This window comes from Micromonospora sp. NPDC049523, assembly GCF_040676775.1.
Lineage (GTDB): Bacteria > Actinomycetota > Actinomycetes > Mycobacteriales > Micromonosporaceae > Micromonospora_G.
This window is the reverse complement of record NZ_JBFAPP010000016.1, coordinates 114312-129083: the sequence shown is the minus strand read 5'-3', so window position 1 is coordinate 129083 and position 14772 is coordinate 114312. Positions and strand designations below refer to the sequence as shown.

The following is a 14772-nucleotide window of genomic DNA, read 5'->3' as shown; positions in this document are numbered from 1 at the left end:
CTGTCGACGTGTTGTCGACGGCGCCGGAATCGGTGCGGCCGCCGATCGGCATGCGGTCGCTCGGGGCGGCCGTCCGCCGACGATGATCATCAGCCGTTGCCGGACCGGATAGGCTCGACCGAGCCACGTACTCGACCGGTGATGGGATGGCGATGAGACACCAGCCGCGGTTCACGGTGCTGGGCCCGGTAAGGGCCTGGCGCGGCGACGTCGAGCTGGACCTCGGCTCTCCGCAGCAGCGGGCGGTGCTCGCCGCGCTCCTGCTGCGGGAGGGCAGCCAGGCCACGATCACCGAACTCATCGACGCGCTGTGGGACGTCGACCCACCCCGCGCGGCCAGCGGCACCGTACGCACCTATCTGTACCGGCTGCGCCGGGTCCTGGCGTCCGGAGACCCGGACCTGGCGGGTCCGATCGAGTCCGTGGGTGGCGGTTACGCGCTGCGGGTCGATCCGGAACAACTCGACTACCGGCGGTTCCGGGAGTTGGTCGCCGGGGCGGAGGCCGACCGCGCCGACGGCAACCTGGCGGGTGCGGCGGCGTCGCTGCGCGCGGCGGACGCGCTGTGGCAGGGTTCGGCCCTCGCCGGGGTGCCCGGCCCGTACGCGCAGAGTCAGGGCATCCGGCTGGAAAACCTGCGGCGCAGCGCGATCGAGGACCGGCAGGCGATCGATCTCGACCTGGGCCGGCACACCGACGCGGTGACCGAGTTGTCCGCCCTGGTGGCCGACGAACCGCTCTGTGAACGCCTGCGACAGCTGCTGATCCTCGCCCTGTACCGGTCCGGCCGCAAGGCCGACGCCCTGGCCAACTACCGGGAGGTCCGGCGGCTGCTCGGCGACGAACTCGGGCTGGACCCCGGCCGGGCGTTGCAGGACCTGCACCAGCGCATCCTGACCGGTGACCCGGCGCTGCTCGGGCCGGCCGACCGGCAACAATCGCCGGCCGCACCGATCCTGGCCGGGCCGGCGATCCCCGCGCAGCTGCCGGCCGACCTCGCCGACTTCACCGGGCGGGCCGAGATCATGCGCACCCTCACCACCACGCTGACCTCGGTGGACCACACCCCGGTCGTCGGCCTCGTCGGCCTGGCCGGGGTGGGCACCAGCACGCTCGCCGTGCACGCCGCACACGCGGTCCGGGACCGGTTCCCGGACGGGCAGCTCTACCTCGACCTGCGCGGCCCCGACGAGGAACCGGTCGAGCCGCGGCAGGCACTGGGCACGTTCCTGCGGGCGTACGGGGTGGCGCCTGACAGCCAGCCCGATTCCCTGGCCGAGCGGGCGGCGCTGTGGCGTACGGTGCTCGACGGCCGGCGGGTGCTGATGGTGCTCGACCACGCGCGGGACGCCGAGCAACTGCGCCACCTGCTGCCGGCGAGTCCGGGCAGTGCGGTCATCGTCACCGCGGGGCGCCGGATGGCGGGGCTGCCCGTCGCGCGGTGGTCGACCGTCGACGTGTTCCGCCCGGACGAGTCGTTGGCCCTGATGGAGCGGGTCGCCGGCACCGACCGCGTACGCGCGGAACCGGGTCCGGCGCGGCGTTACGCCGAGATCTGCTCCCACCTTCCGCTCGCCGTTCGACTCGCCGCCGCGCGGCTGGCCGCCCGGCCCGAGTGGAGCGTGGCGGCGATCGAGGATCGGCTGCGGGTCGAGATCCGCCAGCCGGTGGCTCTGCACGAGGACTGCATCACGGTCGAGGTGCCGTTCGAACGCGCGTACCGGCAACTCGACCCGCGGCAGGCGACGGCGTTCTGCCTCGCCGCGCTGCCGGACCGGCCGGACCTCGACCTCGCCGCCGTCGCCGCGCTGCTCGACCTGCCGCCGTACGAGGCCGAGCGGGTGATGGAGTCGCTCGCCGACGCCCACCTGGTCGAGGCCGGGCCGTACCAGCGCTACCGCTACCAGAGCGTGGTCAGGTGGTTCGCCCGTCGCAAGGCGCTGCTGGCCTGCGAGCCGGCCCAACGCGAGGAGGCGCTGGCACGGCTGGCTCGCGGGTACGGAACCACGGCGGTGGACCCGGTGTGGGCGTTCAGCCCGTACGCGGATCTTCCCTCGATCGCACCGGCCGACCGTTGGGCCGCCGAGCGCGTGCCTGCCGCCCGCTGAGCGTCACGTCGGCGGTACGCGGGCGCGGGCGACCGCTCGCCGCCCGATGGGGTGGACCCGAGCCATTCCCCGTACCCGGGCATGGGTGAACGTTTAGGTTGATCACGGAACGGAGGCCGTCGATCACGAAGAGGTGCCGCGGGTGTTCGCTGCTGTGGGGCGGTTCGTGGTCCGCCACCCGATCTGGGTGATCGTGGCCTGGGTGGCCGCGGCGGTAGGGGTGATCGGCTTCGCGCCGACCCTGACCGCGACCACCGACGAGGCGTCCTTCCTGCCGTCGCACTACGAGTCGATCCGGGCCGCGGAGGTGCAGCAGCAGGCGTTCCCGCGCGCGGCGACACCGGCGGCGATCATCGTCTTCGAGCGCCGGGACGGGGCTGCGCTGACCGACGCCGACGCGGCGAAGGTGGTCGCGATCGGGCAGGCCCTGACCGACCGCCACTTCCCCGACATCATCGCGATCACGCCGACCCCGCCGTCGCCGAACCGGTTGATCCAGATCATCGCGGTCGAGATGACACCACAGCGTGGCCCGGCCGACCAGGCCCAGCCCGACGCGGTGAAGGCGCTGCGGGCCGCGTTGCAGGACCAGGTCGCGAACACGGACCTCAAGGCCGGCATCACCGGTACGGCCGCACAGAACCTGGATGCCCAGGATTCCGGGGACCGGGCCAACGCGATCATCGGGATCGCCACCATCGGTCTGATCATCATCCTGCTGTTGATCATCTTCCGGAGCCCGATCATCGCGCTGCTGCCGGTGATCGTGATCGGCCTGGTGTCGCAGATCGCGACCGGCCTGATCGCCTGGGCCAACCAGGCGTTCGACCTGAAGACGGACAGCTCGGTGAGCGCGATGCTGATCGTGGTGCTGTTCGGCGTCGGCACCGACTACATCCTGTTCCTGATGTTCCGCTTCCGGGAACGGCTGCGCCTCGGCGAGGACCCGAAGACGGCGATGGTCAGCGCGGTCGCCCGAGCCGGCGAGGCGATCGCCTCGGCGGCGGGTGCGGTCATCATCGCCTTCCTGGCCCTCACCCTGTCGTCGCTCGGCCTGTTCAAGTCCCTCGGGCCGGCCCTGGCCATCGCGGTCGCCACCACCCTGGTCGCCGGTCTCACCCTCATCCCGGCGGTGGTGTCGCTGCTCGGGACGAAGGTGTTCTGGCCCTCGAACGCGTGGCGGCGCGAGCCGCGCGGCGCCCGGTTCGCCGCGATCGGCCGTTCCCTGGCCCGCCGCCCGTCGCTGTACGCGGCGGTCTCCGGCGCCGGACTGGTCGTGCTCGCCGTCTTCGCCCTCGGTTTCCACCCCAACTTCGACCTGAGCAGCGGGTCGACCTCGACCGAGTCGGAGTCGAACGTCTGGAGCAAGGAACTGCTCAGGGGTCTGCCGGCGGGTGCGACCGAGCCCTCCAACGTGTTCCTGCGCTCGGACACCGGCAGCCCGCTGCCGACCGACCAGCTCGGCGCCTACCGGGACGCGCTGGCCAAGGTGCCCGGCGTAGGGCAGGTCGGGCAGCCGACGCTGTCACCGGACGGCAAAGTCGCCGACTTCCAGGTGACCCTGGCGAACACCCCGCAGTCCTCGGCGGCACTACACACCGTCAAGGGGCCGCTGCGCAGCACCGCGCACTCGGCGGCACCGGACGGGACGACCGCGTTCGTCGGGGGCATCACCGCGGTGTTCGTCGACATCCAGGCGGCCGTCAACCGCGACTACGCGGTGGTGTTCCCGGTCGCGGCCGTACTCATCATGGTGATCCTGGGTCTGCTGCTGCGCAGCGTGGTGGCGCCCTGGTACCTGATGCTCTCGGTGGGCCTCGGCTTCGCCGCCACCCTCGGTGCCACCGTACTGATCTTCCAGCACGGCCTCGGTGAACCCGGTCTGATCTTCATCCTGCCGGTGATCATGTACCTGTTCGTGGTCGCGCTCGGCACCGACTACAACATCCTCATGATCGCCAGGCTACGGGAGGAGGCGCGCGAGGGGCGCAGTCCGCGTGACGCCGCGTCGATGGCGATCCGGCACGCCGGACCCACGGTCGCCGCCGCCGGACTCATCCTCGCCGGTACGTTCGCCTCGCTCATGCTGGCCGGCAACAGCACCCTCACCCAGATGGGCTTCGCCATCTCCGCCGGCATCGTGATCGTCGCGTTCGTGATGTCGCTGTTCCTCACCCCGGCCATCACCGCGCTGCTCGGGCACGTGGCCTGGTGGCCCGGACACGCGGACGTCGCCGCCGACAGCGACCGCGAGGCCCCGATCGAGCCCCACGGTCGCCAGTCGCCGTGATTCCTACGGAGTTCAGCGCACCAGGGCGAGGCCGGTGAACGAACGGTCGTACTCGGTGAACGACTGGTTGTTGAAGGGTCCGTAGACCCAGGTACGCACCGAGTTGGCTGCGGTGTCGACCTCCACCAGCCGGACCGGGTTGGTGGTGTTGGAGTGGAACGTCTGCAGGAACGTGTAGATCTTGTTGCCGTTGACCCCGGTGTCCACCCGGTTGCCCGCCACCCCGACGTGGCCGGAGAAGACGAACCTGATGTTGGCGTACTGCTTGATCAGGTTGTCGAACAGGTACTGCGGGCTGGTGGCCCCGTACCCGGCGCTCTGCTCGATGTTGCCGTTGCCGTCGATGTAGTCGTGCGTGACCACGATGACGTTGTGCCGCGGGTGCGCCGCGACGACACTCTTCGCCCAGGCGACCGCCTGGGTACGCGGCCAAAGCTCCAGGGTCAGCACCAGCCACTGCAGGCCGCCGGCCTCGTACGTGGCGAACGAGTTGTCCACCTTGCCGGCCTCGAACTGCCCCTTGACCGCGCCGTACTGGGCGGCGGTGAAGTACTGGTTGAACACGGTGGTGTCCCGGACCAGTTCACGGGTGCGGGCGGGGTCCCGGGCCGAGCCGCCGACCCCGGTCGCCTGGGTGTCGTGGTTGCCGAGCGCCAGCGAGTACGGGATGCCCGCGGTCTCCAACGACCGCATGGCGTTGCGGGCGATCGTGTACTGCGAGTGGTCGGGGGTGTCCCAGTTGACCACGTCGCCGGAGTGGGTCACGAACCGCAGGTCCAGCGCGGACCGGTTGCTGACCAGCCAGTCGGTGCGCTGGCGGAACCGGGTGTCGGAGGCGTTGAGCACCTCCTGCTGGGTGTCGGGCATGACGGCGAAGCTGAACCTGGTGTCGACGGTGGAGCCGGGCGTCTCCATCCGCGCGTACGCGAGGTGGACGTTGCGGTCGCAGGTCGTCGACTGGAAGTCGTTGATCAGCTCGATCTTGACGTTGTGCTGCCCCGCGCCGACCGCGGCGCCGATCGGATAGGTGCCGTAGCTGGTGGCACTGACGATCGTGCTGGTGCCGACGGCGGTGCCGTCCATGGTCACCCGGATGGTCGGCCAGCCCTGGCAGTTGTCGCCGATCGCGCCGACCAGCACCCGGCCCGAGCCGGTGATCGTGGTGGTGGCGTAGCTGTTGTTGCCCCACAGCGACGCGTGCGTGCCCGATGCCGGCACCGGGGTGCCGGTCGCCGTACGGATGGCTCCATTCACCACGCTGAACTGCGAACTCTCCGCCGCGCTCGCCTGGGTGGAAAAGGCGATCCCGCCGGCCACCACCGTGGTCGCGAGCAGCGCCGCGGCCACGGATCTGGCTCCCCTGATGCGCATCAATCCTCCATGCACGTTATGCCCGCCATTCGGACACCTGGACGATAAACAAGATCGATACGATCTATGCAAATCACTGACACACACCACAGAAACCTCGGCTGTACGCCACGTTTCGCGCGTGTGACCACCGGCCACGCACAGCAGGACATCCAAGTCGAGCGATGTCAGGTACGTTGTCGACCCATGCGGCTACGAATGATCTCCACCCTGCTCGCCGGCGCTGTCGTACTGACCACCACCGGCGGTTTCACCACCCGGCGGGAGCCGGAATGGAGGCTGCACGACACCGGGGCGACCGTACGACTGCGCGGACTCGCCGCGGTCAACGAACGGGTCGCCTGGGCCAGCGGCACCGCCGGCACCGTTCTGCGCACTGTCGACGGCGGTCGCCACTGGCAGCAGGTCGGCCCGGCCGACACGAGCCTCGAACTGCGCGACATCGAGGCGTTCGACGCCGACCACGCGGTTGCCCTGTCGATCGGCCCGGGTGAACAGTCGCGCGTCTACCGGACCGACAACGGCGGTCGGACCTGGACCGAGACCTTCCGCAACGACGACGAACGGGCCTTCTACGACTGCCTGGCGTTTTTCGACCGCCACCACGGCCTGGCACTGTCCGACCCGGTCGACGGTCGGTTCCGCATCCTCTCCACCTCGGACGGCGGCCGGTCCTGGCGCCCGCTGCCCAGCGCCGGCATGCCAGCGGCGTTGGCGGGTGAGTTCGCCTTCGCGGCCAGCGGCACCTGCCTGGTCACCACCGTCCAGAGTGCCGGCCGAAGCTCCGGCGGGGGTGCCGACCAGGCCTGGTTCGCGACCGGGGGTGGGGCCACCGCGCGGGTGTTCCGCACCGACGACCGGGGCCGGAACTGGCGGGTGACCTCCACCCCGGTGCCGAGCGGGCCGTCCGCCGGCATCTACTCGCTGGCGTTCCGCGACTCGCGGCACGGCATCGCGCTCGGCGGCGACTACAACACCCCGACCAGCGCCCCCGACGGCGCGGCGACCAGCCGCGACGGTGGCCGCAACTGGACGCCTGCGCGGAGCCAGCCGGGCGAGTACCGGTCGGGATCGGCCTGGCTGAACCGTGCCGGATGGCTGGCGCTCGCGGTCGGCCCGACCGGCAGCGACCTCAGCCTCGACGGCGGTACCCACTGGCAACGGTTCGACACCGGCAGCTTCGACTCGGTCGACTGCACGGCCGGCGGTGACTGCTGGGCCTCCGGCGTACAGGGCCGGATCGCCTCGCTCCGCTGGCGCTGAGCCCGATCCGGCCGGACCGGCGGGTACACCCACCCGCCGGTCCGGCCGCCGGACCTGCCTCGTACGGGACATTTACTGGATTCGTACGTTGTCGGCCTAGGGTCCCGGTATGGCCTCCCCGGACGCGATAGCCCACCTGCTGCGCCGCGCTACGTTCGGCCCCACCGCCGAAGAGGTCGAAGCGGCCGTACGCGCGGGTTTCGAGAGCACTCTCGACCGGCTGCTCGCCCAGCCCGGCACCGACGCGGGCGCGACGGCCACCCCCGCGCCTCAGCTCGGGCCCGACCCGTACTCCGCGCTCGCCAAGGGTGCGGGCCGGGAACAGCGACAGCAGGCCAACCGGCAGCGCACCGAGCAGGTCCAGCAGGTGCAGCGGTGGTGGCTGGACCGGATGGTCGCGGCCGACCACCAGCTCACCGAGAAGCTGACCTTCTTCTGGCACGGACACTGGGCCACCAGCGTGCAGAAGGTGAAGTCGGCGCAGCTCATGCTGGGCCAATTGGACACCCTGCGCCGGTACGGCCGGGGCGAGTTCGCGCCGCTGGTGGCCGCGATGGTGCGCGACCCCGCGATGATCCTCTGGCTCGACGGGGAGAAGAACACCCGCAAGGCGCCGAACGAGAACCTGGCCCGCGAGCTGATGGAGCTGTTCACCCTCGGCATCGGCCACTACACCGAGGACGACGTGAAGGCCGGCGCGAAGGCGCTGACCGGGTGGACCGTGTCCCGGGAGTCGGGCACCGCCCGGTTCGAGCCGAAGCGGCACGACGCCGGGCCGAAGACCATCCTCGGCCGGACCGACACCTTCGACGCCGACGCGTACGCCCGGTTGCTCGCCGGGCAACCCCGGGCCGCCGAGTTCGTCGCCGGGCGACTCTGGTCCCGGTTCGCCGGCAGTGCACCCGCCAGCGGCGGCGGCATGCCCACCGACGTCAGCGCGATGCTGCGCGCGATGTTCACCGACGCCGCCTTCGCGCAGACCCGTGGACAGCTGGTCAAGCAGCCGGTGGAGTGGGCGGTGGGCGCCATGCGCCAGCTGCACATCCGCCCCTCGACCCTGTCGGAACAACAGCGCAAACAGCTCCAGTCCGGGCTGTCCGGGATGGACCAGGTGCCGCTGCGTCCGCCCAGCGTCGGCGGATGGCCGGCCGGGGCGGCCTGGCTCACCACCTCGTCGCTACAAGCCCGGATGCGGCTCGCCGGCATGTTCGCCGGGGCGGCCGGCCCGGTGGCGGTCCAGCGACTCGGCGCGGCACCGGAGTCGGGTCGGCTCGACGCGCTGGCCCGGCTGCTCGTGGTGGACGCCTGGACCGACCGGACCCGAGCCGCCCTGACCCCGCTGGCCGCCGACCCGGTACGGCTCGTCGCGGCCGCACTGGTGAGTCCCGAATACACCGTCAGCTGACCGGAGGCGACACGTGGACATCCTGACCCGGCGCAAGTTCCTGATCGCCAGCGGCGTGGTGGGCGCGGGCGCGCTGGCCGCGGGCGCCGGCACGTACGCGCTCTCCGACCTGTTCGAGACCGCCGGGGAGCGGGACCCGGACAGCCGCACCCTCGTGCTGGTCACGCTCTACGGCGGCAACGACGGGCTCAACACCGTCATCCCGTACGCGGATCCGGCGTACCACGACGCCCGCCCCGAGATCGCCTACTCGGCGGAGGAGGTCAAGCGGCTCGACGACCACTTCGGGCTGAACCCTGCCCTCGCCGGCCTGCACGGGCTGTTCGGGCAGGGGCGGCTGGCGGTCGTACGCGGCGTCGGTTACCCGAAGCCGGACCGCAGCCACTTCCGCTCGATGGACATCTGGCAGACCGCCACCCCGGACCGGCCCGGCTCGACCGGGTGGATCGGCCGCTGGCTCGACGGCACCGGCGGTGACCCCCGGCTCGCGGTGTCGTTCGAGTCGGCGGTACCTCCGCTGCTGGCGGGCGAACGGAGCGCGGGTGCGTCCGTACCCGTGACCGGTCGTGGTGGACGCGGTGGCCTGGCGGACCGGACGCTGGCCGCGTTCGGTGCCGGCAGCCCCGGCGAGTCCCCGGCGCAGGCCCGCGCGGCCGCCTGTTTCGCGGACCTCCGCTCGGTCGACGCGATGATCACCGAGGTACGCGACGCGACCGACGAAACCGACGACGCCGACGATCCCGACCGGCCGGCGGCGACCGCCACCGGAGGCGCGCGTACGTCGCTGGAAGCCCAACTCGACCTGGTGGCCCGGTGTGTGGAGGCGGGCGTGTCCACCCGGGTCTTCTCGGTTTCGTTGGGCGGGTTCGACAGCCACGCCGACGAGAAGCAGTTGCAGGCGGTGCTGCTCGGACAGGTGGACCGGGCGCTGACCGGCTTCGCCGAGCGGATGGGCCGGACCGAGGCGGGCCGCAAGGTGGTGGTCGGGGTCTACTCCGAGTTCGGTCGGCGGGTACGCGCCAACGCCTCCGACGGCACCGACCACGGCACCGCCTCGAACGTCTTCCTACTCGGCGCCGGGGTGCGCGGCGGCCTCTACGGCGAGCAGCCGAGCCTGACCGACCTGGACGACGGCGACCTGAGGTTCACCGTCGACTTCCGGGATGTCTACGCCACGTTGTTGGAACGGGTGCTGGACGGCGATCCGGGACCGGTGCTCGGTGGCTGGTCCGGCCGGCTCGACAAGGCGTTCGCCTCGGTCTGACCGTGAACCGCGGGTCCGGCACCGGGATCGGTGCTGGCGTGGTGTGCGGTTGCCAGCTCGACGAACTCCGCCACCAGCGGGGACCGGTTGCCGTCGCTCCAGGCGAGACAGACCTCGGTGTCCGGCAGATCTTCGACGGGGGTGTGGGTGACGTCACCGCGGGTGTAGAACGTCGCGGTCGAATAGGGCAAGATCACCACCCCGCCGTACGTCGCCACGTGTTCGAGCTTCTCCTCGACCGAGGAGAGGTCGGGCCGGGCCCTGGTGTCCTCTTCGGCCGGTCGGCCCGGCAGGTCCCGCCACTCCGGCACCGCATCCGGGTCCTGGACAAGCCGCTCCGCGGCGAGTTCGGCGAGCACGACCGACTCCTTACCGGCCAACCGGTGGTCGGCGGGCAGCACCGCGACGCGGGGCTCGCTGAACAGCGGGCGCAGTCGCAGACCGCGCCGGTTCACGGGGAGGCGGACGTAGCTGACGTCGACCCGCCCGTCGTGCACCGCCTCGACCTGGTCGTGCCAGGAGGTGCGTACGACGTCGACGGTGAGGTCGGGGTGACGGGCGGCGATGGCGCGGGCCTCGGCGGTGACGGTGATGCCGGGCATGAAGCCGATGGTGAGCGCCGGCCGGTCATGGGCCGCCCGGAGCACCCGGCGTTGCAGCGCCTCGGCCGAGGCGAGCAGCGGTCCGGCGTCCGCCAGCAGTTGCCGCCCGGCCTCGGTCAGTACGGTCGACCGCCGGTCCCGGACGAAGAGCTGGACGCGTAGTTCCTGCTCCAGTGCCCGGATCTGCCGGGAGAGGACCGGTTGGGCGATGTGCAGCCGCTGGGCGGCGCGACCGAAGTGCAGCAGTTCGGCGACGGCGACGAAGTAACGCAGCTTACGGAGATCGATGTCCATCCCGTCCCCCTTTCTGGTGATCCATGATACCCCTGGGGTATGACCGCTGCTGATACCCGTCGAGCATCACAGACGCAGGAAGAGGTCTTGGACGGGACTCACCGGCCCGGCGCAGGGTAGACACCGTCAGCACGCAGCAAGGATGATCGAGAGGAAGCAGGATCATGGCTCTCACCGACCAGCGGGTGGTCGTACTCGGCGGAACCTCCGGGATCGGGCTGGCCACCGCCGCCCTGGCGGCCCGCGACGGCGCCCAGGTCGTGGTCGCCTCCAGCAGCCAGGGCAGCGTGGACCGGGCCCTGGCGAGCCTGCCGGCCGGTGCCGCCGGCTACACCGTCGACCTCACCGACGCGGCCGACGTCGGTTCACTGTTCGACCGGACCGGGCCGTTCGACCACCTGATCTACACGGCTGGCGAGCCGCTCTCCCTGATGGCGCTCGACGCGCTCCACCTCGACACCGCCCGCCGGTTCTTCGAGCTGCGCTACTTCTCCGCCCTGTCGGCGGTCAGCGCCGCCGTGCCGTACCTGCGGCCCGGTGGATCCGTCGCGCTCACCACCGGTTCCGCGAAGGACCGCCCCGGACCGGGCTGGTCGGTCGCGGCCAGCATCTGCGGCGCCGTCGACGCGCTCGTTCGTGCCCTGGCTGTCGAACTTGCCCCGGTACGCGTCAACGCGGTCGCCCCCGGCGTGATCCGCTCGCCACTGTGGGACTCGATGCCAGACGCCGACCGCGAGCAGATGTACCGCCAACTCGGCGAAACGCTCCCGCTGGGCCGGGTGGGTGAGCCCGAGGAGGTCGCCGAGGCGTTCCTGTTCCTGCTCCGGGCGACCTACACCACCGGGACCATCGTGACCGTCGACGGCGGCACCCTGCTCGCCTGACGCCGTGGCGATCCCGTGCGGTCGCGCCGCTTTCGATCCCGTGCGGTCGCGCGGAGGCGGAGCCTCTGCCTCCGGCCGCGCACGACGACGCCCGGTGCCGTGCCGCCTCTGCGGCGTGGCACCGGGCGTGACGTGCCCGGTTCAGCTTGAACGGCGGTCGGTCTCCCCCGTCCCGGCGACGCCCGGCCCACCGGGTGCCGCGTCGACCACGGAGGCGCCGGTGTCCGGCAGGTCGGGAAGGTCCAGGCTGGTACGCAACGTGATCGGCTTGAGCAGGGCGGCGGCGATCACACCGACCACCGCGATCGCGGCCGAGATGAGGAAGATGTGCCCGGTCGCGTCGCCGTACGCGTTGCGCACGATGTGCACCACCGCGTCGGGCAACCCGTTGAGGTTGAGGCTGCCGCCGGCACTGCCCGAAGCCGAGGCCGGTACGCCCGCGGCGGTCAGGTCGTGGGTGATCTGGTCGGTGACCCGGCGGGCGAGGACCGCACCGAGGACCGAGACACCGATGGTGCCGCCGAGTGACCGGAAGAAGGCCACGGTGGAGCTGGCGGCGCCGATGTCGCGCAGCGGCACGGTGTTCTGCACGGCCAGGACCAGGTTCTGCATGGTCATGCCGACACCGATGCCGACCAGCAGCATCGCCGCGCCGATGAAGAGCAGCGACGTCTGGTGGTCGATGGTGCCGAGCATGACGAAACCGGCCACCAGGACGATCGCGCCGCCGACGATGTAGGGCTTGATCCGACCGGTCTTGGTGATGAGGCGACCCGCGACGATCGAGGCGCCGAGCACTCCGGCCATCATCGGGATGGTGAGCAGGCCGGCCTCGGTCGGGCTGTAGCCGCGGCCGATCTGGAAGTACTGGCCGAGGAAGACCGCGCCGCCGAACATGGCCATCCCGACCGCGAGGCTGGCGACGATGGACAGTGCGGTCGTACGCCGCCGCACGATCTCCAGCGGCACCACCGGCTCGGCGGCGCGGGACTCGACGAACACGGTGAGCGCGAATAGGACCAGCGATCCGCCGACCATGACGGCGGACTGCCAGGAGATCCAGGCGAAGGATCCGTCGACGAACGAGATCCAGATCAGCAGCAGGCTCACCCCGGCCGCGATGAGCGCGGCACCCAGGTAGTCGATCTTCACGTTCTCGCGCCGTACGGTCGGCAGCCGCAGGGTGGCCTGGAGGGCCACCAGGGCGATGATCGCGACCGGTACGCCGACGAAGAAGCACCAGCGCCAGCCCAGCCACGAGGTGTCGACGATGAGGCCGCCGAGCAGCGGCCCGCCGACGGTGGCGATGGCCATCACGCCGCCGAGGTAGCCGTTGTAGCGGCCCCGCTCGCGGGGCGGGATCATCGCCGCGATCACGACCTGGACCAGGGCCTGCAGGCCACCGACGCCGATGCCCTGGAAGGCGCGGGCGGCGATGAGCTGGCCGGCGCTCTGTGCGAACCCGCTCACGAACGAACCCAGGACGAAGATCACGATGGCGATCTGGACCAGCGACTTCTTGTTGAACAGGTCGGCGAGCTTGCCCCAGATCGGGGTGGTGGCGGTCGCGGTGAGCAGGGTGGCCGTCACCACCCAGGTGTACTGGCTCTGCGAGCCGTCCAGGGCGCCGATGATCTGCGGCAGCGCGGTCGACACGACCGTACCGCTGAGCATCGCGACGAAGAGCACCAGCAGCAGACCGCTGAGTGCTTCGAGGGTCTGCCGATGGTTCATCGGCTCCGCGGCGGCGGCGCCGGTCGCGGTGGCCGTGGTGGTAGTGGGTGCGCTCATCGCGCGGCCTCCAGCAGTCATGGAAGTGTCTCGGATCCGGGGTTGACCGAGGCTCCGGTGCCTCCCCCGGTGCGCCATCTCGTCACATCCGTGCCCGGGTGCCGACGCGCTGCCTTGTCCCAGCTTCGTGGATATTTGCCTGCTGTGCAAGTTTTCCCATTGAGAAAATAGTCACGACAGCGTAGCCTCTCAGGGTGGACACGACGCCGGGACGGCGAGAACGGAAGAAGGCCGCGACGCGCCAGGCGCTGCACGAGGCTGCCATCCGGCTCGCCGTCGAAGAGGGCCTCGACCGGCTCACCGTCGAGGCGATCGCGGACGCCGCCGACGTCTCCCGGCGTACGTTCTCGAACTACTTCTCCAGCAAGGAGGAGGCGCTCTTCCACGCCGACCTGGTCCGCAGCCGTCGCCTGACCGAGCTGGTCCGGGCCCGGCCGGCGGCGGAACGACCCTGGACCGCGCTGGAGCGGGCCGCCGAGCAGCTGATCGCGGAGGGGGACGACCTGGACCCACTCTGGTTGGCCCAGCGTCGGCTGATCCGCGGCCACCCGAGCCTCGCGGCCCAGCTCGTCGCGGTCTACGGTGCCGCCGAACGCGACCTGACCACGGAGATCCTGCGGCGGCTGCCCGAGGGGACCGACACCGCACTGCGGGCACGGGTGCTCGCCGCCGCGTTCCTCAACGCGGTCCGCGCGGCCATCCAGCACTGGATCGACCGCCCCGACCGACCGCTCGCGGAGGTCGTACGGGTGGCACTGACGTACGCCAGGGACGGCTGACCGGCCGCCCACCACATTCGAGACCGAGCGGCGAACAGCGACGTTGGAGCGCGGGCACATGGACCAGAACAAGACCGCCACCCGTACGCCGGGCGGCCGCAACCGGATCCGGACCGGCACGGACTCCCCGAGCCCCAGCGACGCCGGGCAGGTACGCGCCCACATCCAACGGATCGCGCTCAGGCTGTTCATCGAGAAGGGCTACGACAAGACCTCGCTGCGGGAGATCGCCGAACAGCTCGGGGTGACCAAGGCGGCCCTCTACTACCACTTCCCCACCAAGGAAGACATCGTCAGCAGCCTGGTCGAGAAGCGGATCGCGGCCGTCGAGGAGCTGATCGCATGGGCCCGGCAGCAGCCCGATCCCGAGCTGATGCGACCGGAGTTCGTCCGACGGTACGCGGCCGGGCTGCACGACGTGCACCGGCACGAGGAGGTCCTGCTCTTCTTCGAGCAGAACAAGACGCTGGTCAACACGCTGCGGGCCGGTACGCTGCTGCGCGAGCAGATGATCCGGGTTTTCGAGCTACTGGCCGAGCCCGACGAACCGCTCACCCAGCAGCTGTGCCGGGTGATGGCCATCTTCTCGCTCCACGCCGGCTGGCAGATCCTGCGCGACCGCGGCACCGACGAGGAGCGCCGCCAAGCCACCCTCGAAGTAGCCCTGCAAATCCTGCGGAACGCCGACCACCAGCCCGGTTAGGGCGGGGCTCCCGGCGGA

11 protein-coding genes are annotated in these 14772 nt (G+C 71.1%); 8 read left to right on the top strand and 3 right to left on the bottom strand.

Translation table 11 applies throughout. The features are described from left to right. Positions 1 to 152: 152 nt before the first annotated feature. Positions 153 to 2108, top strand: coding sequence for a BTAD domain-containing putative transcriptional regulator (locus tag AB0J90_RS24420; RefSeq protein WP_363599438.1), 1956 nt, complete (start codon positions 153 to 155; stop codon positions 2106 to 2108). A gap of 142 nt (positions 2109 to 2250) precedes the next feature. Beyond that, positions 2251 to 4398: an MMPL family transporter gene (locus tag AB0J90_RS24415; protein WP_363599437.1), complete on the top strand. Its 2148-nt coding sequence runs from the start codon at positions 2251 to 2253 to the stop codon at positions 4396 to 4398. Positions 4399 to 4410: 12 nt separating this feature from the next. Here the strand turns inward: AB0J90_RS24415 and AB0J90_RS24410 are convergent, their stop codons facing one another. Then, positions 4411 to 5769 (bottom strand): carbohydrate-binding domain-containing protein, encoded by a 1359-nt coding sequence (locus tag AB0J90_RS24410; protein ID WP_363599435.1) that lies wholly within the window; start codon positions 5767 to 5769, stop codon positions 4411 to 4413. Positions 5770 to 5955: 186 nt separating this feature from the next. Here AB0J90_RS24410 and AB0J90_RS24405 point away from each other — a divergent pair, with 186 nt between their 5' ends. The 3 genes from AB0J90_RS24405 (at position 5956) to AB0J90_RS24395 (ending at position 9701) form a co-directional block, all read left to right on the top strand. Continuing rightward, positions 5956 to 7032, top strand: a complete 1077-nt coding sequence (locus AB0J90_RS24405; protein ID WP_363599433.1) for an oxidoreductase — start codon at positions 5956 to 5958, stop codon at positions 7030 to 7032. A gap of 109 nt (positions 7033 to 7141) precedes the next feature. Next, the gene (locus AB0J90_RS24400) at positions 7142 to 8437 is read left to right on the top strand and encodes a DUF1800 domain-containing protein (RefSeq protein WP_363599431.1); all 1296 of its coding nucleotides are present in this window, start codon (positions 7142 to 7144) and stop codon (positions 8435 to 8437) included. Positions 8438 to 8450: 13 nt separating this feature from the next. Next, complete coding sequence (locus AB0J90_RS24395) at positions 8451 to 9701, top strand: DUF1501 domain-containing protein (protein ID WP_363599429.1); 1251 nt, start codon at positions 8451 to 8453, stop codon at positions 9699 to 9701. On the opposite strand, the gene AB0J90_RS24390 is transcribed toward AB0J90_RS24395, so the two are convergent. Next, the gene (locus tag AB0J90_RS24390; protein ID WP_363599427.1) at positions 9605 to 10597 is read right to left on the bottom strand and encodes a LysR substrate-binding domain-containing protein; all 993 of its coding nucleotides are present in this window, start codon (positions 10595 to 10597) and stop codon (positions 9605 to 9607) included. The genes AB0J90_RS24395 and AB0J90_RS24390 overlap by 97 nt on opposite strands. A 164-nt stretch (positions 10598 to 10761) precedes the next feature. Between AB0J90_RS24390 and AB0J90_RS24385 the strand changes: the two genes are divergently transcribed. Continuing rightward, positions 10762 to 11481, top strand: coding sequence for an SDR family oxidoreductase (locus AB0J90_RS24385; RefSeq protein WP_363599425.1), 720 nt, complete (start codon positions 10762 to 10764; stop codon positions 11479 to 11481). Positions 11482 to 11622: 141 nt separating this feature from the next. Here AB0J90_RS24385 and AB0J90_RS24380 read toward each other — a convergent pair whose 3' ends face one another. Further along, positions 11623 to 13272, bottom strand: coding sequence for an MDR family MFS transporter (locus AB0J90_RS24380; RefSeq protein ID WP_363599423.1), 1650 nt, complete (start codon positions 13270 to 13272; stop codon positions 11623 to 11625). 194 nt (positions 13273 to 13466) lie between these two features. On the opposite strand from AB0J90_RS24380, the gene AB0J90_RS24375 reads away from it, so the two are divergent. Together AB0J90_RS24375 and AB0J90_RS24370 are read left to right on the top strand one after the other, a co-directional pair. Beyond that, entirely contained in the window at positions 13467 to 14051 is a 585-nt protein-coding gene (locus AB0J90_RS24375; protein ID WP_363599421.1) for a TetR family transcriptional regulator, read from the top strand. Between the two features lie 58 nt (positions 14052 to 14109). After that, entirely contained in the window at positions 14110 to 14754 is a 645-nt protein-coding gene (locus AB0J90_RS24370) for a helix-turn-helix domain-containing protein (RefSeq protein ID WP_363599419.1), read from the top strand. The last annotated feature ends 18 nt before the right edge of the window (positions 14755 to 14772 follow it).

Excerpts from the sequence above, each read along its gene's own strand:
- AB0J90_RS24420 (WP_363599438.1), top strand. The coding sequence starts at position 153 with ATGAGACACCAGCCGCGGTTCACGGTGCTGGGCCCGGTAAGGGCCTGG.
- AB0J90_RS24410 (WP_363599435.1), bottom strand. The coding sequence starts at position 5,769 with ATGCGCATCAGGGGAGCCAGATCCGTGGCCGCGGCGCTGCTCGCGACC.
- AB0J90_RS24405 (WP_363599433.1), top strand. The coding sequence starts at position 5,956 with ATGCGGCTACGAATGATCTCCACCCTGCTCGCCGGCGCTGTCGTACTG.
- AB0J90_RS24400 (WP_363599431.1), top strand. The coding sequence starts at position 7,142 with ATGGCCTCCCCGGACGCGATAGCCCACCTGCTGCGCCGCGCTACGTTC.
- AB0J90_RS24390 (WP_363599427.1), bottom strand. The coding sequence starts at position 10,597 with ATGGACATCGATCTCCGTAAGCTGCGTTACTTCGTCGCCGTCGCCGAA.
- AB0J90_RS24385 (WP_363599425.1), top strand. The coding sequence starts at position 10,762 with ATGGCTCTCACCGACCAGCGGGTGGTCGTACTCGGCGGAACCTCCGGG.
- AB0J90_RS24380 (WP_363599423.1), bottom strand. The coding sequence starts at position 13,272 with ATGAGCGCACCCACTACCACCACGGCCACCGCGACCGGCGCCGCCGCC.
- AB0J90_RS24370 (WP_363599419.1), top strand. The coding sequence starts at position 14,110 with ATGGACCAGAACAAGACCGCCACCCGTACGCCGGGCGGCCGCAACCGG.